Raw genomic sequence first — 19306 nt, forward strand, 5'->3', positions numbered from 1 at the left:
ACGCCAGCACCCGCGCATTCGGGCGAACCTGCGTTGGCATGCACGCATGCGTGCGGCTAAAGTAGCGGCTCCTCACTGACGGAGCGGATCGCTCATGTATCTCGGCATCGACCTCGGCACCTCGGAAGTGAAGGTGCTGCTGCTCGCCCCGGACGGCACCGTGGTCGGCACCGCCGGCACGCCGTTCAGCGTGTCGCGGCCGCATCCGCGCTGGGCGGAACAGCATCCCGACGACTGGTGGCAGGGCACGCTGGCCGCGCTCGCGGCGCTGCGCGCGCAGCACCGCGAAGCGTTCGCGCAGGTGCGCGGGATCGGCCTGTCGGGCCAGATGCACGGCGCGGTGCTGCTCGGTCGCGACGACCGCGTGCTGCGCCCCGCGATCCTGTGGAACGACATGCGCAGCGCCGACGAATGCGCGCTGCTCACCGAGCGCGCACCCGACCTGCACACCCTCGCCGGCAACCTCGCGATGCCCGGCTTCACCGCGCCGAAGCTGCTGTGGGTCGCGAAGCACGAACCCGACGTGTTCGCCGCGACGGCCTGCGTGCTGATGCCGAAGGACTACCTGCGCTTCCGTCTGACCGGCGCGAAGGTGTCCGACCCATCGGATGCGGCCGGCACGCTGTGGCTCGACGTCGCGCGCCGCGACTGGTCCGACGCGCTGCTCGCCGCCTGCGACATGACGCGCGCGCAGATGCCGCGCATCGTCGAAGGCAACGCGCCGTCGGGCACGCTGCGCGCGGACGTCGCGCGCGAGCTGGGGCTGTCCGAAGCGGTCGTCGTCGCGGGCGGCGGCGGCGACAACGCGACCAGCGCACTCGGCATCGGCGCGATCCACGCGGGCGACGGCTTCGTGTCGCTCGGCACGTCGGGCGTGCTGAGCGTCGTCGGCGACCGCTTCATGCCGAATCCGGCGTCGGCCGTGCACGCGTTCTGCCATGCGATCCCCGACCGCTGGCAACTGATGAGCGTCGTGCTGTCCGCGGCGAGCTGCCTGCGCTGGGTCTGCAAGCTGACCGGCACCGACGAGCCCGCGCTGCTCGCCGAGATCGAGGCGCTCGACGCGGACGCGCTCGCGACGGCGCCGCTGTTTCTGCCCTACCTGTCCGGCGAACGGACGCCGCACAACGATCCGTATGCGCAAGGCGTGTTCTTCGGGATGACGCATGCGACCGAGCGCGCGCATCTCGGCTACGCGGTGCTCGAAGGCGTGACGCTCGGCCTCGCCGACGGCCTCGACGCGCTGCACGCGGCCGGCGTCGAAACCGACCGGCTGTCGCTGATCGGCGGCGGCGCGCGCAGCGCGTTCTGGGCGCAGCTGATCGCCGACGCGCTGAACGTGCGCACCCGCCGGCACGGCGGCGGCGAAACCGGTGCGGCGCTGGGCGCCGCGCGGCTCGGCTGGCTCGCCGTCGGCGGCGATCCGCAGACGGTGTTGACCAAGCCGCCGGTGCGCGCCGAATACACGCCCGACGCCGCGCGCCATGCGCTGCTGCGCGAGCGCCTCGACGCGTTCCGCGCGCTGTATCGCCACGTGCGTCCGCTGTACGAGCCGTCGCGCGCGCGGCTCGCGTGAGCGCCGCGGCGGCGCGCCCGGCATGCGTTACAGTGGATGCCGCCGCGCCGCCCGACGGCCTGCCCAGATCCGAACCGAATCGCTATCGTGTCCAAGTCCTCAGAAAAACTCGATCTCGCCACGCGCGCCGCGTGGCTCTACTACGTCGCCGGCGACACGCAGAACGAAATCGCCGAGAAGCTGCAGGTGTCGCGCCCGGTCGCGCAGCGGCTGGTCGCGTTCGCGGTCGAGAAGAACCTGATCCGCGTGCGCGTCGATCACCAGCTCGCCGACTGCCTGGACCTCGGCGCGCAGCTGTCGAAACGCTACGGGCTCACGATGTGCGAAGTCGTGCCCGTCGATGCGGATGCGCCCGAGGCGATCGACCGCAAGCTCGCGGTCGCCGGCGCGCAGGTGATGGAGCGGTATCTGAACGAGACGCGGCCGATGGTGATCGCCGTCAGCAGCGGCCGCACGCTGAAGGCGGCCGTCGCGCAGATCGCGCAGATCGACCGGCCGCAGCACCGGCTCGTGTCGATGGTCGGCGCGATCGCCGCCGACGGCTCGTCGAACCGCTACGACGTCGCGCAGTACATCTCCGAGAAGACCGGCAGCAAGCATTTCCTGCTGCCGGCGCCGCTGTTCGCCGACAGCGATGCCGAGCGCGCGCAATGGTGCAATCACCGGCTGTACCGGATCGTCGACGCGCTGTCGGCGCAGGCCGACGTCGCGTTCGTCGGCGTCGGCAACCTCGGCCCGCACTGCCCGCTCTACGAGGACGGCTTCATCACCGAACAGGAACGCGACGAGATGACCGCGCGCGGCGCGGTGGCCGAACTGCTCGGCGTGCCGATCGATGCACAGGGCAAGCTGGTCGACGTGTCGACCAGCGCGCGCGTGACGAGCGTCGCGCTCGACACGCCGCCGAAGCGCCCGACGATCGCGTTCGCGGGCGGCACGAAGAAGCGCGACGCGGTGATCGCGGCGCTGCGCGGCGGCTGGCTGTCGGGGCTCGTCACCGACGAGAGCTGCGCGCGGGCGGCGCTCGACGCGTAATGGGCGGCGGTCATCGCGACCGCTTCGTGATTTCAGGCGATCGCTAGCGAAGCATGTGGTGAACGAGCGCGCGCTCGGCCGTCGTCGTTGCGCCATGCGTGCGCATCGTCGGCCGATGTGCGTCGCGGATCGTTGCTGCTAGGCGCGCCGCCGTGCAATACAACCTCGCCAACAACCCCGCCCCAAGCCCCCGCACCCGCTCACGCCGCCTTCGCATGCGCGGCCAGGCGCCGGAACGCGTGCCCCTGTTCGTCGAACAGATGGCAATGCCCGGCCTGCGCATGCAGATGCAGCGACTCGCCGCTGCGGTACGTATCGAGCGGCGGAATGCGCGCGATCAGCCCGTCCGGCGCGATCGGCGACTCCGCATACAGATACGCAGCGTCGCCGAGCGATTCGACGGCCATCGTCCGCGCTGCCACGCCGTCGGCCGCGTCGCCCACCAGCAGATGCTCGGGCCGCACGCCGACCGTCACGGCCGCACCGCGCTGCAGTCCGGCCGCGTCGACGGCGACGCGCTGCGTCGCGCCGCTGTCGAACCGCACCAGCACGCCGCCCGCATCGGCCGACTCGACCGTGCCCTTCAGGAAATTCATCTTCGGCGAGCCGATGAAGCCCGCGACGAACTGGTTCGACGGCGCGTGATACAGCTCGTTCGGCGTGCCGACCTGCTGCACCGCGCCGCCCGACAGCACGACGATCTTGTCGGCGAGCGTCATCGCCTCGACCTGATCGTGCGTCACGTAGATCATCGTGGTCTTCAGCTCGTCGTGCAGCCGCGCGAACTCCAGCCGCATCTTCACGCGCAGCGCGGCGTCGAGGTTCGACAACGGCTCGTCGAACAGGAACACCTTCGGCTTGCGCGTGATCGCGCGGCCGATCGCGACGCGCTGCCGCTGGCCGCCCGACAGCTGCTTCGGCTTGCGGTCGAGCAAGTGATCGATGTGCAGGATCTTCGCGGCCTGCTTCACGGCCTGGTCGATCTCCGGCTTCTTCGCGCCGGCGAGCTTCAGCCCGAACGCCATGTTGTCGTACAGCGTCATGTGCGGATACAGCGCGTACGACTGGAACACCATCGCGATGCCGCGCTTCGCGCTCGGCACGTCGTTGACCTTCGCGCCGTCGATCAGCAGCTCGCCGCTCGAGATGTCCTCGAGCCCGGCGATCATCCGCATCAGCGTGGATTTGCCGCAGCCGCTCGGCCCGACGAACACGACGAATTCGCCGTCGGCGATGTCGAGGTTCACGTTGCGCAGCACTTCGGTGTCGTCGTAGCGCTTCGCGATGTTGCGCAGGTGCACGCTTGCCATGATCTGTCTCCGTTCGTTCGTGATGCGCCGCGTTCGCCGCGGCGCGCAATCGTTGCTAGTTCGGCAGCACGGCGCCCGTCGCCTGCCAGCGCGCGACGTAGCCGGGCAGCTCGTGCATGTCGTCGAATACGTGGCGCGCGCCGATCCCGCGCAGCGCGTCGATCTGCGCGGCCGACGCGTGGCCGCCGCCGACGAAGCCGAGCACGGTCATGCCCGCCGCCGCCGCCGCGGTGATGCCCGTCGCGCTGTCCTCGACGACGAGGCATTGCACGGGCGCGACGCCGAGCGTGCGCGCGGCCGCGAGATAGACGTCGGGCGCGGGCTTCGGCCGCGCGACCGCGTCCGCGCAGAACAGCCGGTCGCCGAAGAAGCGCGTGAGCCCGGTACGCGCGAGCGCCGCCTCGACGTACGCGCGATAGCTGTTGCTCGCGCACGCGGTGGTCAGCGCGATCTCGGCCAGCGCCGCATCGATGCCGTCGACCATCGGCGCGTTGACGGCCGCCGCCTCGACCGCGCGCCGGATCGCTTCGACGTCGCCGTCCGTCAGCGCGCGGCCGAGCGCGCCGGCCGCACCGGCCAGCACGCGCTCGATGCGCAGGCCCAGCAGCGGCATCACGGCCGGCCGCGCGTCGACGCCGGGCCAGCGCGCCTCGAGCTCGCGCACGAGGACGTCGGCGGCGACGGCCTCGCTGTCGATCAGCACGCCGTCGCAATCGCAGATCAGCACGCTCGGTTCATGGCCGGCCGCCGTCATTTGACGGCCCCGAACGTGAGCCCGCGCACCAGCTGCTTCTGCGACAGCCAGCCGACGATCAGGATCGGCGCGACCGCGAGCAGCGAAGCGGCCGACAGCTTCGCCCAGAACAGGCCCTCGGGGCTCGAATACGACGCGATGAACACGGTGAGCGGCGCCGCGTTCGAGCTCGACAGGTTGATGCTCCAGAACGCCTCGTTCCACGACAGGATCACGAGCAGCAGCGCGGTCGACGCGAGGCCCGGCAGCGCCATCGGCATCAGCAGGTAGACGATCTCCTGCCACGTCGACGCGCCGTCGATGCGGCCCGCTTCGAGGATGTCCTTCGGAATCTCGTTGAAGTACGTGAAGGTCATCCACACGGCGATCGGCAGGTTGATCAGCGTGTAGACGATCACGAGGCCCGACACGGTATCGAGCAGCCCCGCGTTCTTCCACAGCAGATAGATCGGCACCAGCACGCCGACCGACGGCATCATCTTGGTCGACAGCATCCACAGCAGCACCTTCTGCGTGCGGCGGTTCGGGAAGAACGCCATCGCATACGCGGCCGGCACCGCGAGCAGCAGCGAGATCACGGTGACGCCGGCCGAGATCAGCACCGAGTTCCACGCGAACGCGAAGTAGTCGCTGCGCGCGAACACCTCGCGGAAGCTGTCGAGCGTCGGCACGAACAGCAGCGTCGACGCATACGCCTGCTGCTCGGTCTTGAACGCGGTGATCGCCATCCAGAAGATCGGGAAGAACAGCAGCAGCGCGATCAGCCACGCGAGCGCGCCGGGCAGCGCGCGGCGCACGAGCGCGAACGGGGCCGGCGCACGCCGGCTTGCGAAAGTCAGGTCGCTCATTTCTCGTACTCCCCTTTCAGGTTGCGCGCGAGCATCCGCACCAGGAAGAACGACACGACGTTCGCGACCACGACGGCGATGATCCCGCCCGCGGACGCGAGGCCGACGTCGAACTGCTGCAGGCCGAGCGCATAGATCAGGTACGACAGGTTGGTGGTCGCGTTGCCGGGGCCGCCGCCCGTCGTCGTGTAGATCTCCGCGAAGATCGACAGCAGGAAGATGGTCTCCATCATCACGACCACCGCGATCGCGCGCTTCAGATGCGGCAGCGTGATGTAGAAGAACATCGCGATCGGGCCGGCGCCGTCGATGCGCGCGGCTTCCTTCTGCTCCTGGTCGAGCGACTGGATCGCCGTGAACAGGATCAGGAACGCGAACGGCAGCCACTGCCACGCGACGATCGCGATCACCGCGGTGAGCGGGTAGTCGGCGAACCAGTCGACCGGCGTCATCCCGAGCGCGCGCATCGCGTTCGCGACGAGCCCGTACACCGGATGCAGGATCATGTTCTTCCAGATCAGCGCGGCGACCGTCGGCATCACGAAGAACGGCGCGATCGCGAGCAGCCGCGCGATGCCCTGCCCGTAGAACTTGCGGTCGAACAGCACGGCCATCAGCACGCCGCCGACCACGGTGATCGCGAGCACCGCGCCGATCAGCACGAGCGTGTGCCAGATGGCCGGCAGGAACGACGGATCGGTTGCGAGAAAGCGGTAGTTGTCGAAGCCGGCGAAGCCCTTCACGTCCGGGTTCAGCAGGTTGTAGCGCGAGAACGAATACCAGATCGTCATCGCGAGCGGGATCGACATCCACAGCAGCAGCACCGCGACGGACGGCGACACGAGCCAGCTCGCGCCGCCGCGCGCGCGGCGCGGCGCACCGGGCGGCGTCGCCGCGTCGCCGACCGACGGCGCGTGGCTCAGGGGAAGACGTAGATGACGCATGATCGGATTCCTCCGGTTGATGCGCGGGCAGATGCGGCCTGCCCGCGCTTGCGCTGCGCCGGGCCGGGGCGCACGCGACGTGCGCGCCACGGCGCGGCGCGAGCGGCCTGCGTTACTTCCGGTAGCCGGCCTGGCGCACCGCGCGGTCGGCCGCCGCCTGGCCGGCCGCGAGCGCCTGGTCGACCGACATCTGCCCGGCGACCGCACCGGCGATCGCCTGCCCGACCACCGTGCCGAACGACTGGAATTCAGGGATCCCGACGTACTGCACGCCCGTGTACGGCACCTTCTTCAGCGACGGATCGTTCGGGTCGGCCGTCTCGATCGCCTTCAGCACGAACTCCGAGAACGGCGCGGCGGCCTTGTACTCGGCGCGCTGGTACGTCGACGTGCGCGTGCCCGGCGGCACCGACGCCCAGCCTTCGTCCTTGCCGACCATCTCGATGTACTGCTTCGACGTCGCCCACGCGATGAACTTGCGCGCGGCGTCCTGCTGCTTCGACGTCTTCGGGACCGCGAGCGCCCACGCCCACAGCCAGTGCGAGCCCTTCGGCGTGACGGCGACCGGCGCGGCCGCGAAGCCGATCTTGTCGGCGACCTGCGACTGCTGCTTGTTGTAGAGCATCCCGGCCGCGACCGTCGCGTCGATCCACATCGCGCACTTGCCCGACGCGGTCAGCGTCAGGTTTTCGTTGAAGCCGTTCGAGCTCGCTCCCGGCGGGCCGTCCTTCTTCAGCAGGTTCACGTAGAAGCCGATCGCCTTCTTCCATTCGGGCGACGTGAGCTGCGCGTTCCAGTTCTCGTCGAACCAGCGCCCGCCGAACGTGTTCACGACCGTCGACACGTACGCCATGTTCTCGCCCCAGCCGGCCTTGCCGCGCAGGCAGATCCCGTAGATGCCCTTCGACTTGTCGGTGAGCTTGTCGGCGAACTCGGCGACCTGGTCGTAGGTCGGCTGATCGGGCATCTTGAGCCCCTTCGCCGCGAACAGGTCCTTGCGGTAGAACGTCATCGAGCTTTCGACGTAGAACGGCAGCGCGTACAGCTGGCCGTTGTACGACAGGCTGTCGCGCGCGGTCTTCACGATGTCGTTGAGGTCGTAGTCGGCGGGCAGCCCGGTCATCGGCGCGAGCCAGCCGCGCTTGCCCCACTGCGGCGTCTCGTAGGTGCCGATCGCCATCACGTCGAACTGGCCGCTGCCGGTCGTGATGTCGGTGGTCGCGCGCTGGCGCAGCACGTTCTCCTCGAGGATCACCCAGTTCAGCTTGATGTCCGGGTTCGCCTTCTCGAACGCCGGCGACAGCTTCTTCAACTCGATCATGTCCGGGTTGTTCAGCGTCGCGATCGTCAGCGTGCCGGCCCACGCGGCGCACGCAGCCGTCGCGAGCGCGGCTCCGGCGAAGCAGCGTACGGCGGCATCGAGCGTCTTTCGTTGCATGGCATGTCTCCTGTGATTGTTCGAACTGTCGTCGGTGGTGCGTGTTGCGTTGGTGTTGCGTGTTGTTGCGTGTTGCTGTATCCGTCGTGCTGCGCTGCGTTCACAGCCGGTCACACCGGCCGCTGCATCCCGCATGCGCGCGCATAGTGCGCGATCACGTCGCGGATCCGGTGGCGCACCCACGCGCGCGGCGCCTTCGCGAGCACGCCCGCGCGGCACGCCGCGTACACGTCCGGCAGCCACTGCGCGACGAGCGTCTCGGGCACCGGCTGGCGCGCGAGGTTGTCGAACAGCTGCTCGACCGCCGCCGCGACGGCCGGCTGCAGCCAGTAATAGCGGATCCGGTCGCTGTAGCCGAACTGACGCGCGAGCCGCTGCTCGGCCTCGTCGCCGCGGTAGTACGGCGCCCAGTGTTCGGGCTGCGCGCGCATCGCCGCGTCGACCACGTCGCGCAGCCGCGAGCGCAGCGCAACGTCGCCGATCAGCGCGTCCTCGATGAAACTGAGCGCGAACAGCGCCTCGCGCAGCGCGAAGGTCAGCGCGGGGCCGACCTTCAACACCGCGAAATGATCGCGCACGAGCGCGGCGAGCGCGTGCTCGGTCTGATAGTCGGTCGAATGCGCTTCGAACACGAGGCGCGGCACGCGCAGGATGCTCGCGCCGAGCGCCGCGGCCTTCGCGCTGTCGTAGTCGAGCACGTGGCGATCGTCGAAGTCGACGCCCGGCTGCGCGACGACCGCGACCACGCGCGTCCATGCGTCGTCGAGCCCGGCCGCCGCGAACGCGCTGCGATGCGCATCGAGCGTCGCGCCGATGCTGTCGCTGCGCGTGACGGCGATACGTGCGATGGCCGCGCCGTCGCCGTCGGCCGACACCTCGCCGCCGGGCGTCGGCACTTCGGTGCCGATCACGTAGACCGGCGCGAGGCCGGCGCGCGACGCGGCGCTCTCGGCCGCGCGGCACAGCTGCGCCGCGCGCGCGGCGATCGTGCGATCGTCGAGCCGCGCCGGATCGTCCGCGCACGCCATGCTCGCATCGAGGTGGATCTTCTCGAACCCGGCTTCGACGTACGCGGCGACCATCGCGGCCGCCTCGCGCATCGCGTCGGCCGCGCGGCGGTGCCGCCACGGATTCGGCCCGAGATGATCGCCGCCGAGCACCAGCGCCGACGGCGCGAGCCCGCAGCGTTGCGCGATCGCGTCGACGTCGCGCCGGAAATCGGCCGGCGTCATCCCCGTATAGCCGCCGACGTGGTTCACCTGGTTGCAGGTCGCCTCGATCAGCAGCGGCGAGCCGTCCGCGCGCGCGGCCTCGCACGCGGCCTCGAGCACGAGCCGGTGCGCGCTGCAGACCGAATAGATGCCGCGCTGCGCGCCGCCGCGGTTCGCGTCGAAGATCATCCGCAGCACGGTGTGCGCGTGCGCGGTGCGCGGCGGCTCGACCGTGCTCGTCAGGCCGGGCATGCGACACCCCGCTCGGTCAGGAACCGCTCGATCTCGGCCGCGTCGCTGTTGCCCTCCATCGGGCCGCGCCGCGTGACCGCGATCGCGCCGGCCGCGTTGGCGCGGCGCAGCGCGGCGTCGATCGGCATGCCGGCGACGAGGCTCGCGACCAGCGTGCCGCCGAAGCAGTCGCCGGCGCCGGTCGGATCGAGTTCGTCGACGGGCCACGCGGGCGCGTCGACGCAGCTCGTCCGGTCGAATGCGGCGCTGCCGGCCGCGCCGCGCTTGAGCACGACGCGCTCGAGCAGCGGATGCGTGGCGAGCAGCCCGGCGATCGCGCGCTCGGCCGGCTGCGGCCCGCAGAAGAACGGCAGATCGGCGTCGCTCGGCAGGAACAGATGGCAGGCGGCGAGCATCGCGTCGAGCGCCGCGCGCAGCGGCGGGAAGCTCAGCATCTCGGGCCGCACGTTCGGATCGAACGACACCTTCGCGCCCGCGCGCGCCGCCTCGATCACGCCGCGCTGCACCGCCGCGATCGCCGCCTCGCTCGTCAGCGACGAGCCCATCACGTGGAAGTAGCGGCAGCCGTCGAACATCGCGGCATCGACATCGCCGGCGTCGATGCAGGCGGCCGCGCTGGTCGCCAGATTGAACACGAAGCTGCGCGAGCCGTCGTCCCGATACGCGACGAACGCGGTGCCGGTCGGGCGCTCGACGCGCCGGATGCGCGTGATGTCCACGCCGTCGCGCTCGAGCCGCGCGACGATCGCGTCGCCAAACGCGTCGCGGCCGACGCAGCCCGCATAGGCGACGCGTGCGCCGAGCCGCGCGGCCTGGTCGGCGAAGATCGCCGGCGCGCCGCTCGGGAACGGGCCGGCGAACAGGCCCGGTGCGTCGAAGCCCTGACCGCGTTCGAGCGCGACGAATTCGGCGAGCAGTTCGCCGACGATCACGATCTCGGCCATCATGCAGGCCCTCGTGCGACGGCGGCCGCGTGCGGCGGCTGCGTCAGGCTGGCGCGTGCGAGCGGCGGCATGTCAGCTCATCCAGTTGCCGCCGTCGACGTTCAGCGTCTGGGCGGTGATGTAGTCGGCGTCGGCCGACGCGAGGAACAGCGCGGCGCCCGTCAGGTCGCCCGGCACGCCCATGCGGCCGAGCGGCACCGCTTCGCCGACGAGCCGCTTCTTCTCGCCGAGCGGGCGGTTCTCGTAGCGTGCGAAGAGCGCGTCGACCTGCTCCCACATCGGCGTGTCGACCACGCCCGGCGCGATGCCGTTCACGTTGATCCGGTGCGGCGCGAGCGCGAGCGCAGCCGATTGCGTATAGCTGATCACGGCCGCCTTGGTCGCGCAGTAGTGCGACACGAGCGCCTCGCCGCGACGCCCGGCCTGCGACGACATGTTGATGATCTTGCCGCCGCGGCCCTGCTCGACCATTCGCTGCGCGACGGCCTGCATCAGGAAGAACAGCCCTTTCACGTTGACCGCGAACAGCCGGTCGAACACGTCCCACGATTCGTCGAGGAGCGGACGCATGTCGAACAGCGCCGCGTTGTTGAACAGGATGTCGACGCCGCCGAAACGCTCCACCGCGGTGGCGACGATGCGCTCGATGTCGTCACGCCGCGTGACGTCCGCGGTGACGGCCGTCGCGCGGCCCGGATGCGCTTCGATCAGCCGCGCGAGCGAGCCGCTGGCCGGCTTCAGATCCACCAGCACGCAGCGCGCGCCCTCGTCCAGATAGCGTTGCGCGACCGCCTCGCCGATGCCGCTTGCCGCGCCCGTCAGGACCGCGACCTTCTGTTCCAGTCTCACTGGGTGTCTCCGGTTCGTTCTGCTGCATGAAGGCCGCGAGGTGAGCGAACGCTCGCCAGCCGATCAATTGCTCTGTTTGTGGTCGAATGATCGGATACGCGATTCGCGCTGTCAAGGCGACGCGGCGGCTTTCGATGATGCGCTGCGGCACGCCGATGCACGGCGGCGGCCGTCCATGCCCGTCCGGCAAAGGCGCGCGGGTTCGGTGCAGCGCGGCTGAGGCGGGGCGCGTGCGGCGGCGCGCATCGGCGACGCCGCAAGAGCGGTGCAAACCGGCGAGATACGTTATATCATCGCGGTACTCCGTCACCTTGCCTGCTTGCTGCCATGGCTACCTCAACGCCCATCGACGCCCGCCTGTCCCGGGCCGACGCATTCGCCGCCGAGCACGGGCTCGCGTGGACGCCGCTGCGCCGTCAGGTCTACGAACGCGTGCTGGCCGCGCAGCGGCCGATCGGCGCGTACGACCTGCTCGCGGAGCTCGAGCCGCAGCGCGGCCGCGTCCCGCCGACCACCGTCTATCGCGCGCTGGATTTCCTCGTCGAGCACGGCTTCATCCACCGGATCGAATCGAAGAACGCGTTCTTCGCGTGCTGCGAGATCGGCGTGCCGCACGAAGGCCAGTTCCTGATCTGCGATTCCTGCGGCGAAACCGTCGAAATTCCGGGCAGCGACCTCGCGAAGCAGCTGTCCGCGAGCGCGCCGGCGCACGGTTTCGAAGTCCATCACCAGGTCGTCGAGCTGAACGGCCTGTGCGGGCACTGCAAGGGCAAGCCCGCGTCACGCTGATCCCGCATCGGGCGGCGTGACGCGCCGCCCCTTCCTACGAGGAGTTCCATGTTCATTGCCCTGAAGCGCGCGCCGCGGCGCCCCCGGTCGCTTGTCCGCCTGCTCGGCGTGGCGGCCGCCGCGCTGTCGATCGCCACGCCCGCGCTCGCGCAGAGCGCGACCGTCAACGTCGTCGCCGCCGAAAATTTCTATGGCGACGTCGCGTCGCAGATCGGCGGCCGCCACGTCGCGGTCACGAGCATCCTCAGCAATCCCGACCAGGATCCGCATCTGTTCGAAGCGAGCCCGAAGACGGCGCGCGCGCTGCAGCACGCGCAGATCGTCATCTACAACGGCGCGAACTACGATCCGTGGATGGCCAAGCTGCTCGGTGCTTCGACGCAGGCGCGGCGCGCGACGATCGTCGTCGCCGATCTGGTCGGCAAGAAGGCCGGCGACAACCCGCACCTGTGGTACGCGCCGGCGACGATGCCGGCCGCCGCGCGTGCGCTCGCGGCCGAGCTCGGCCGCGCCGATCCGGCGCACAAGGCGGACTACGACGCGAACCTGCAGAAGTTCGTCGCGTCGCTGCAGCCGATCGACGCGAAGGTCGCCGCGCTGCGCGCGCAGTACCACGGCGTGCCGGTGACGGCCACCGAGCCGGTGTTCGGCTACATGTCGGATGCGATCGGCCTCGACATGCGCAACCAGCGCTTCCAGCTCGCGACGATGAACGACACCGAGGCGAGCGCGCAGGACGTCGCCGCGTTCGAGAACGACCTGCGCAAGCGGCAGGTGCGCGTGCTGATCTACAACAGCCAGGCCGAAGCGCCGATGACCAAGCGCCTGCTCAAGCTCGCGCGCGACGGCGGCGTGCCGACCGTGAGCGTCACCGAGACGCAGCCGGCCGGCAAGACGTTCCAGCAATGGATGGCCGGCCAGCTCGATGCGCTCGCGGCCGCGCTGGCCGCCGGCAAGCAATGATCGCGATCACGCCATGAACGCCACTCCCCCCGCACTCGCACTCGAGGGCGTCACGCTCGAACTCGGCGGACGCACGATCCTGCGCGACGTCAGCTTCTCGATCGAACCCGGCGAATTCGTCGGCGTGCTCGGCCCGAACGGCGCGGGCAAGACGACGCTGATGCGCGCGGTGCTCGGCCTCGTGCCGCTCAGCGGCGGCACGCTGTCGGTCGGCGGCGTGGCGCTCGCGCGCGGCAACGCGTCGATCGGCTACATGCCGCAGATCAGGAGCGGCCTCGCGAATCGCCGGATGCGCGGCTACGACTTCGTCGCGATGGCCGCCGACGGCCACCGCTGGGGGCTGCCGCATACGAGCGCCGCGACGCGGCGCGACGTCGACCGCGTGCTCGAGCTGGTCGGCGCGACCACGCTCGCGCGCCGGCCGCTGTCCGAGCTGTCGGGCGGCGAGCGGCAGCGGCTGCTGCTCGCGCAATGCCTGCTCGGCAATCCGAAGCTGCTGCTGCTCGACGAGCCGCTGATCAGCCTCGACCCGAACCATCAGCGCGGCGTCGTCGAACTGGTGCGCAACGTGCAGCGCGAGCTCGGCATCACCGTGCTGTTCTCCGCGCACGAACTGAATCCGCTGCTGAACGCGCTCGACCGCGTGCTGTATCTCGGCAACGGCGTCGCGGCGCTCGGCACCGTCGACGAGGTGATCACGAAGCCGGTGCTGTCGCGCCTGTACGGTTCGCCGATCGACGTGATGCGCGTGAACGGCAAGATCTTCGTGATGTCGGGCGACGTCGAGATCGAAAAGCACGACCACGAACACGAGCACGACGATGGCCACGCGCACGGCGGCGGCGCACATGCTCATCAACACCACGGACACGCTCATCCCGGGCATTCGCACGATGTTTGAATACGATTTCATGATCAACGCGTTCGCCGCGGCGGGGATCGTCGCGGTGCTCGCGGGCATCGTCGGCTACTTCCTCGTGCTGCGCGGACAAACCTTCGCGGGCCACGCGCTGTCGCACGTCGGCTTCACCGGCGCGACCGGCGCGGTGCTGCTCGGCATTTCGCCGATCTGGGGGATGGTCGGCTTCACGCTCGCGGCCGGCATCGGGATGGGCGCGCTCGGCGAACGGCTCGCGGGCCGCGACGTCGCGATCGGCGTGATCCTGTCGGGTGCGCTCGGCTTCGGCTTGCTGTTCCTGCATTTCTACACGTCGTTCGCGACGCAGGTCACCGCGCTGCTGTTCGGCAACGTGCTGGCGGTCAGCCGCGACACGCTCGCGGCGCTCGCCGGCATCGGCGCGGTGAGCCTCGTCGCGCTGGCGCTGATCGCGCGGCCGTTGCTGTTCGCGTCGCTGCAGCCGGAACTCGCGGAAGCGAAGGGCGTATCGCTGCGCACGGTGTCGGTGCTGTTCCTCGCGGTCTGTGCGCTGGCGGTGGCGGCGGCGACGCAGATCGTCGGCGTGCTGCTGGTGTTCACGCTGCTGGTCGGGCCGGCGGCGGCCGCGCAGAACCTGTCGACGCGGCTGTCGACCGGCGTGCTGCTCGCCGCGCTGTTCGCGTTGTTCGAAGCGTGGGTCGGCATCGCGCTCGCGTATTACACCGACTGGCCGACGAGCTTCTGGATCACGGCGCTGTCCGCGCTCGTGTACGGCGCAAGCCTGCTGCGACGGCATTGAGCGTCGCGCGACGAGGCGCGCAACGCCGGCTTGCCGTCGCGCATGCCGGCGTTTTCTTATGCGGCATGCGCGCGCGACGTGCGGCGCGCGCCGCAGGTCACGCAGCGGGGACGAAGCTCACGGATTCAGCACGCGCGCATGATGCGCGATGTGATCGGCGATGAACGTCGAGATGAAGTAGTAGCCGTGATCGTAGCCGGGATGGCGGCGCAGCGTCAGCGGCTGACCGGCCTTCTCGCACGCGGCTTCGAACACGTCGGGGTTCAACTGGTTCGCGAGGAACTGATCGGCCAGCCCCTGATCGATCAGGATGCCTTCGTCGAACTTCGGCGCATCCGCGCGCGCGACCAGTTCGCTCGCGTCATGCTGCTTCCACGCTTCGCGATCGGCGCCGAGATAGCCGGTAAACGCCTTCTCGCCCCACGAGCAACGCGACGGCGCGGCGATCGGCGCGAACGCCGACACCGACCGGTACAGGCCCGGATGACGCAGCGCGAGCGTCAGCGCGCCGTGCCCGCCCATCGAATGGCCGAAGATCCCGAGCCGCGTGCCGTCGATCGGCAGCTCGGCCGCGACCAGCGCGCGCAGCTCGTCGGTCACGTACGACTCCATCCGGTAATGGGTCGACCACGGCGCCTGCGTCGCATCGACGTAAAAGCCCGCGCCGACGCCGAAATCCCACGCGTCGGTCTCGCCCGGCACGCCTGCGCCGCGCGGGCTCGTATCGGGCATCACGAGCGCCAGCCCGTACTGGGCCGCGTACTGCTGCGCGCCGGCCTTGATCGCGAAGGTCTCGTCGGTGCACGTGAGCCCGGCGAGGTAGAACAGCGCCGGCACGCGACCGTGCGACGCCTGGCGCGGCAGGTACACCGAGAACTTCATCGGCAGGCCGATCGCCTTCGAATCGTGGCGATAGAAGCGTTGCTCGCCGCAGTGGCAAGCATGCGAAGAAATGAGTTCGAGCATGGGATTCCCTTCCGTTCAATACTGCGTGACCGGGCCAATCGATTCGCCCGCGTTCATCGGTTGAAGCCGTCGGCGAGCTTCGTGCGTGGTGGCGTGCGCGCGGGGCGGCGTCGACTGCAACTCCAACCGCAACGAGACCGCCCCCGCCACCGCCCCGGCAACCCGATCGTGGCCGCCATGATCCTCGATTGCGCCGACTGTCGCACGCGTGAATCGGCCGCCCGCTTGCCACGACACGTCATCGCCAGCATGCGCCGGCTCGCGCCGGCATGTGCGCGAGTTTAAACGCCGCTCGTGAACCACGTGTCGGTTCGCGCATACAGATCGATGAAGCGCGCATACCGCGCGGCCAGCGCGCGATCGTCGCGCGGCGCCGCGACCGGCGACGCTGCCGGCGCGAGTGCGCGCAGCGCGTCCTCGCGCCAATGTCCGAGCGCGACGCCCGCGAGCAGCGCCGCGCCGCGCGTCGCCGCGTTCGGACAATCGACCGCCTCCAGCGACGCACCGAGCGCATCGGCGAGCAACTGGCGCCAGCGCGGGTCGACGGAGCCGCCGCCCGCGAGCCGCAACGTCGCGACCGGATCGGCCGGGTTCGCGTTGCGAATCGCATCGAGCCCCGCGCGCAGCGCGAACGCGACGCCTTCGAACGCCGCGCGCATCATGACGCCGCGCGTGTCGCCGAGCCCGAGACCGAGCCAGCCGCCGCGTGCGTCGGGGTTCATCCACGGCGAGCGCTCGCCGCTCAGGTACGGCAGGAAGCCAAGCCGCTCCGACGCCGGCTGCGCGAACGCGTCGTCGTAGGCATCGGCCCAGTGCGCATAGCCGAGCCAGCCGCGCACGGCCTCGAGCGCGAGGCCGACGTTCTGCATCGCGGCCATCGTGTAGTAGCCGCCGCCGGCCGCCGTGCGATAGCGATGCAGCCCGCGCCGCGCGGGCGGCAACGCGTGTGCGAGCACGACGATCTGGCCGCCGCTGCCGGTGGTCAGCAACGCGTCGCCGGCCGCGACGAGCCCGCTGCCGAGCGCCGCGCACGCGGTGTCGGCCGCGCCCGTCGCCAGCGGCACGCCGGTCGGCAAGCCGAGCGCGGCCGCGGCCTTCGCGTCGAGCACGCCGCAGCGCGCGCCAGACGGCCGCGGCGGCGCAAATGCGTCGAGCGGCAAACCGAGCGCGTCGATGCGCGCCGTCTCCCATGCGCCGTCCGGCGTCGCGAGCGCGGTCGCGCAGGCGTCGCTCGGATCGGCGGCGAGCTCGCCGCCGAGCGCGGTGCGCAGCCAGTCCTTCGGCTGCACGGCGTGGCGCGCGGCGCGCAGCGACTGCGGCTCGTGCACGGCGAGCCATCTCAGCAGCGGGCCGGCCATCCCCGGCGCGACGGGGTTCGGCGCGTCGGGCCACGCAGACGCATCGGCTTCGCGCACCGCGCGCGTGTCGGGCCACAACAACGCGGGCCGCACCGGCCGGCCGGCGGCGTCGAGCAGCACGACGCCGTGCATCTGTCCGGAGAAGCCGATCGCGGCGACCTGCTCGCGTTCCGCCGACGGCAGCCGCGCAGCGGCGCGCACGAGCGCCTGCCACCACGTGTCGGGCGCGATTTCGGCCCAGCCGGGGCGCGGCGACGACAACGCATAAGGTTCGCTCGCGACCGCGCGCTCGACGCCGTCGGCATCGAGCGTGACGAGTTTGACGGAGCCGGTGCCGAGGTCGATTCCGAGCAGGCGCATGACGGGACGCGGTATTCGAATGAACGGATGTCGATGATAGCGGGATCGCGCCGCGCGCCCCGCTTCGCCGCGTTTTTTTCGACGCCACGGCAACGCGACACGGCTGCAACGCGACGCCGCCGCGCGCGCATGCTGCGCGTCCCCTGCCGCGCCGGCAAAAACCTCGGCGCGCGGGTTAACCCGGCGCGATTTCCGCCAGGTCGTTTTTGCCACTATGCCGGCGCAGCGATACAGACCATAAGGCCGGCCATATTTGACATGGGGGTCCGCGCTATTTTGAACGGCTATAAAAGTGGGAAACCTTGCTCCCGCGTGAGTTTCCCGATGATCGACACCCAATCGCCCGCCGTAACGGCATATCGAACCAGCAAAGAACGGAATAGAACCCAGTGCTCTTGTTGCGATGGTGCATTCCGCATAACTTCGTACCACCCCGAAAACAAGATCATGGAGTGAGACAGATGCAATCGAACACGGTCCATCCGTGCGATGAGGTGCTGCCGACCGGCAAGCTGGTAACGCTTGGTCTGCAGCACGTCCTCGTCATGTACGCCGGCGCCGTCGCCGTGCCGCTTATCGTCGGCGGCGCGCTGAAGCTGCCGAAAGACCAGATCGCGTTCCTGATCAGCGCCGATCTGTTTTCGTGCGGCATCGCGACGCTGATCCAGACGCTCGGCCTGTGGATCTTCGGCATCCGCCTGCCCGTCATCATGGGCTGCACGTTCGCGGCGGTCGGCCCGATGATCGCGATCGGCACCAACCCCGGCCTCGGCATGCTCGACATCTTCGGCTCGACGATCGCGGCCGGCATCATCGGCATCGTGCTCGCGCCGACGATCGGCAAGCTGCTGCGGTTCTTCCCGCCGGTCGTGGTCGGCACCGTGATCGCGGTGATCGGGCTGTCGCTGATGGAGGTCGGGATCAACTGGGCGGCCGGCGGCGTCGGCAACCCCGACTACGGCAGCCCCGTGTATCTCGGCCTGTCACTGCTGGTGCTCACGCTGATCCTGCTGATCAACAAGTACGGTCGCGGCTTCATCGCGAACATCTCGGTGCTGCTCGGCATCGTCGCCGGCTTCGCGATCGCGTTCGCGATCGGCCGCGTCAATACCGATGGCGTCGCGCACGCGCCGTGGGTCGGCTTCGTGATGCCGTTTCATTTCGGGATCCCGCACTTCGACCCACTGTCGATCGCGACGATGGTCACGGTGATGTTCGTCACGTTCATCGAATCGACCGGCATGTTCCTCGCGGTCGGCGACATGGTCGATCGGCCGGTCGATCAGGAGCGCCTCGTGCGCGGGCTGCGCGTCGACGGCCTCGGCACGCTGATCGGCGGCATCTTCAACTCGTTTCCGCATACGTCGTTCTCGCAGAACGTCGGCCTGATCGGCGTGACCGGCGTGAAGAGCCGCTACGTATGCGCGACGGGCGGCGTGATCCTGGTGCTGCTCGGGCTGTTCCCGAAGATGGCGCAGGTCGTCGCGTCGGTGCCGCCGTTCGTGCTCGGCGGCGCGGGCATCGTGATGTTCGGGATGGTGGCCGCGAACGGTATCAAGGTGCTGTCGAAGGTCGACTTCGTGAACAACACGCACAACCTGTTCATCGTCGCGGTGAGCGTCGGCATGGGCCTCGTGCCGGTCGTGTCGCCGCACTTCTTCTCGAAGCTGCCGCCCGCGCTCGCACCGATCCTGCACAGCGGCATCCTGCTCGCATCGGCTTCCGCCGTACTGCTGAACATCGTGTTCAACGGCGTCAAAGGCGAGAAGGACGCGCGCTGCGAGATTCGCCGCGCCGGCCACGACTTCGACGGACGCCCGGCCGACGTGCATCACTGACCGGCTCCGGCCGGCAGCGCAGAACGCCACGGCTTGCCGTGGCGTTCTGCTTTTGGGACGTACGAACACATGCACGCGACGGCGGCCGCGATACGCGCGATCGCCGGCTTGCGCGCGACGTCGCCACGCCGAGCGGCCGCGCAAAAAGAAACGCCACGGACCTCCGTCCGTGGCGTTGTCGCATGCGCGTATAAC

General features: G+C 70.0%; 17 protein-coding genes. 7 read left to right on the forward strand and 10 right to left on the reverse strand.

Annotation, left to right across the window (positions count from 1 at the left end):
- Positions 1-94 precede the first annotated feature (94 nt).
- A complete protein-coding gene (gene xylB, locus EX20_RS03140; RefSeq protein ID WP_011885870.1) occupies positions 95-1576 on the forward strand; it encodes a xylulokinase in 1482 nt (493 codons plus the stop codon).
- Between the two features lie 36 nt (positions 1577-1612).
- Complete coding sequence (locus EX20_RS03145; RefSeq protein WP_174479786.1) at positions 1613-2611, forward strand: sugar-binding transcriptional regulator; 999 nt, start codon at positions 1613-1615, stop codon at positions 2609-2611.
- A gap of 200 nt (positions 2612-2811) precedes the next feature.
- On the opposite strand, the gene EX20_RS03150 is transcribed toward EX20_RS03145, so the two are convergent.
- The 8 genes from EX20_RS03150 to EX20_RS03185 form a co-directional block, all read right to left on the reverse strand.
- Positions 2812-3921 carry an ABC transporter ATP-binding protein gene (locus EX20_RS03150; protein ID WP_034192652.1) on the reverse strand — a complete coding sequence of 370 codons (1110 nt, stop codon included), beginning with the start codon at positions 3919-3921 and terminating at the stop codon, positions 2812-2814.
- A gap of 55 nt (positions 3922-3976) precedes the next feature.
- Positions 3977-4675, reverse strand: a complete 699-nt coding sequence (locus tag EX20_RS03155) for an HAD family hydrolase (protein WP_034192653.1) — start codon at positions 4673-4675, stop codon at positions 3977-3979.
- The gene (locus EX20_RS03160; RefSeq protein WP_011885874.1) at positions 4672-5523 is read right to left on the reverse strand and encodes a carbohydrate ABC transporter permease; all 852 of its coding nucleotides are present in this window, start codon (positions 5521-5523) and stop codon (positions 4672-4674) included. The genes EX20_RS03155 and EX20_RS03160 overlap by 4 nt, the downstream gene beginning before the upstream one ends.
- Positions 5520-6467 carry a carbohydrate ABC transporter permease gene (locus EX20_RS03165; protein WP_011885875.1) on the reverse strand — a complete coding sequence of 316 codons (948 nt, stop codon included), beginning with the start codon at positions 6465-6467 and terminating at the stop codon, positions 5520-5522. The genes EX20_RS03160 and EX20_RS03165 overlap by 4 nt, the downstream gene beginning before the upstream one ends.
- 112 nt (positions 6468-6579) lie before the next feature.
- Positions 6580-7905 carry an ABC transporter substrate-binding protein gene (locus EX20_RS03170; protein WP_011885876.1) on the reverse strand — a complete coding sequence of 442 codons (1326 nt, stop codon included), beginning with the start codon at positions 7903-7905 and terminating at the stop codon, positions 6580-6582.
- A 110-nt stretch (positions 7906-8015) separates the two neighbouring features.
- Entirely contained in the window at positions 8016-9368 is a 1353-nt protein-coding gene (locus EX20_RS03175) for a D-tagatose-bisphosphate aldolase, class II, non-catalytic subunit (RefSeq protein ID WP_034192654.1), read from the reverse strand.
- A complete protein-coding gene (locus tag EX20_RS03180; protein ID WP_034192712.1) occupies positions 9356-10312 on the reverse strand; it encodes a sugar kinase in 957 nt (318 codons plus the stop codon). The genes EX20_RS03175 and EX20_RS03180 overlap by 13 nt, the downstream gene beginning before the upstream one ends.
- 72 nt (positions 10313-10384) lie before the next feature.
- On the reverse strand, positions 10385-11161 hold the full coding sequence (locus EX20_RS03185; RefSeq protein WP_034192655.1) for an L-iditol 2-dehydrogenase: 777 nt from the start codon (positions 11159-11161) through the stop codon (positions 10385-10387).
- A 327-nt stretch (positions 11162-11488) separates the two neighbouring features.
- On the opposite strand from EX20_RS03185, the gene EX20_RS03190 reads away from it, so the two are divergent.
- From EX20_RS03190 to EX20_RS03205, 4 genes are read left to right on the forward strand one after another with little or no spacing between them, the layout of a single operon-like run.
- On the forward strand, positions 11489-11950 hold the full coding sequence (locus EX20_RS03190) for a Fur family transcriptional regulator (protein WP_011885880.1): 462 nt from the start codon (positions 11489-11491) through the stop codon (positions 11948-11950).
- A 48-nt stretch (positions 11951-11998) separates the two neighbouring features.
- Complete coding sequence (locus EX20_RS03195; protein ID WP_034192656.1) at positions 11999-12913, forward strand: metal ABC transporter solute-binding protein, Zn/Mn family; 915 nt, start codon at positions 11999-12001, stop codon at positions 12911-12913.
- Positions 12914-12926: 13 nt separating this feature from the next.
- The gene (locus EX20_RS03200; RefSeq protein WP_014723550.1) at positions 12927-13814 is read left to right on the forward strand and encodes an ABC transporter ATP-binding protein; all 888 of its coding nucleotides are present in this window, start codon (positions 12927-12929) and stop codon (positions 13812-13814) included.
- Positions 13807-14589 carry a metal ABC transporter permease gene (locus EX20_RS03205; RefSeq protein ID WP_014723551.1) on the forward strand — a complete coding sequence of 261 codons (783 nt, stop codon included), beginning with the start codon at positions 13807-13809 and terminating at the stop codon, positions 14587-14589. The genes EX20_RS03200 and EX20_RS03205 overlap by 8 nt, the downstream gene beginning before the upstream one ends.
- 117 nt (positions 14590-14706) lie before the next feature.
- On the opposite strand, the gene fghA is transcribed toward EX20_RS03205, so the two are convergent.
- Positions 14707-15555, reverse strand: coding sequence for an S-formylglutathione hydrolase (gene fghA / locus EX20_RS03210; protein WP_034192657.1), 849 nt, complete (start codon positions 15553-15555; stop codon positions 14707-14709).
- Between the two features lie 281 nt (positions 15556-15836).
- Positions 15837-17273 carry a xylulokinase gene (locus tag EX20_RS03215; protein ID WP_034192658.1) on the reverse strand — a complete coding sequence of 479 codons (1437 nt, stop codon included), beginning with the start codon at positions 17271-17273 and terminating at the stop codon, positions 15837-15839.
- A gap of 461 nt (positions 17274-17734) precedes the next feature.
- Between EX20_RS03215 and EX20_RS03220 the strand changes: the two genes are divergently transcribed.
- Positions 17735-19111: a nucleobase:cation symporter-2 family protein gene (locus tag EX20_RS03220; RefSeq protein WP_011885887.1), complete on the forward strand. Its 1377-nt coding sequence runs from the start codon at positions 17735-17737 to the stop codon at positions 19109-19111.
- The last annotated feature ends 195 nt before the right edge of the window (positions 19112-19306 follow it).

The sequence above is a fragment of the Burkholderia sp. WP42 genome, assembly GCF_000745665.1.
GTDB classification, from domain to species: domain Bacteria; phylum Pseudomonadota; class Gammaproteobacteria; order Burkholderiales; family Burkholderiaceae; genus Burkholderia; species Burkholderia vietnamiensis.

What these genes read in the sequence shown, in the direction of transcription:
- xylB (WP_011885870.1), top strand. Translation starts at nt 95, where the DNA reads ATGTATCTCGGCATCGACCTCGGCACCTCGGAAGTGAAGGTGCTGCTG.
- EX20_RS03145 (WP_174479786.1), top strand. Translation starts at nt 1,613, where the DNA reads ATGCCGCCGCGCCGCCCGACGGCCTGCCCAGATCCGAACCGAATCGCT.
- EX20_RS03150 (WP_034192652.1), bottom strand. Translation starts at nt 3,921, where the DNA reads ATGGCAAGCGTGCACCTGCGCAACATCGCGAAGCGCTACGACGACACC.
- EX20_RS03155 (WP_034192653.1), bottom strand. Translation starts at nt 4,675, where the DNA reads ATGACGGCGGCCGGCCATGAACCGAGCGTGCTGATCTGCGATTGCGAC.
- EX20_RS03160 (WP_011885874.1), bottom strand. Translation starts at nt 5,523, where the DNA reads ATGAGCGACCTGACTTTCGCAAGCCGGCGTGCGCCGGCCCCGTTCGCG.
- EX20_RS03165 (WP_011885875.1), bottom strand. Translation starts at nt 6,467, where the DNA reads ATGCGTCATCTACGTCTTCCCCTGAGCCACGCGCCGTCGGTCGGCGAC.
- EX20_RS03170 (WP_011885876.1), bottom strand. Translation starts at nt 7,905, where the DNA reads ATGCAACGAAAGACGCTCGATGCCGCCGTACGCTGCTTCGCCGGAGCC.
- EX20_RS03175 (WP_034192654.1), bottom strand. Translation starts at nt 9,368, where the DNA reads ATGCCCGGCCTGACGAGCACGGTCGAGCCGCCGCGCACCGCGCACGCG.
- EX20_RS03180 (WP_034192712.1), bottom strand. Translation starts at nt 10,312, where the DNA reads ATGGCCGAGATCGTGATCGTCGGCGAACTGCTCGCCGAATTCGTCGCG.
- EX20_RS03190 (WP_011885880.1), top strand. Translation starts at nt 11,489, where the DNA reads ATGGCTACCTCAACGCCCATCGACGCCCGCCTGTCCCGGGCCGACGCA.
- EX20_RS03195 (WP_034192656.1), top strand. Translation starts at nt 11,999, where the DNA reads ATGTTCATTGCCCTGAAGCGCGCGCCGCGGCGCCCCCGGTCGCTTGTC.
- EX20_RS03200 (WP_014723550.1), top strand. Translation starts at nt 12,927, where the DNA reads ATGAACGCCACTCCCCCCGCACTCGCACTCGAGGGCGTCACGCTCGAA.
- EX20_RS03205 (WP_014723551.1), top strand. Translation starts at nt 13,807, where the DNA reads ATGTTTGAATACGATTTCATGATCAACGCGTTCGCCGCGGCGGGGATC.
- fghA (WP_034192657.1), bottom strand. Translation starts at nt 15,555, where the DNA reads ATGCTCGAACTCATTTCTTCGCATGCTTGCCACTGCGGCGAGCAACGC.
- EX20_RS03215 (WP_034192658.1), bottom strand. Translation starts at nt 17,273, where the DNA reads ATGCGCCTGCTCGGAATCGACCTCGGCACCGGCTCCGTCAAACTCGTC.
- EX20_RS03220 (WP_011885887.1), top strand. Translation starts at nt 17,735, where the DNA reads ATGCAATCGAACACGGTCCATCCGTGCGATGAGGTGCTGCCGACCGGC.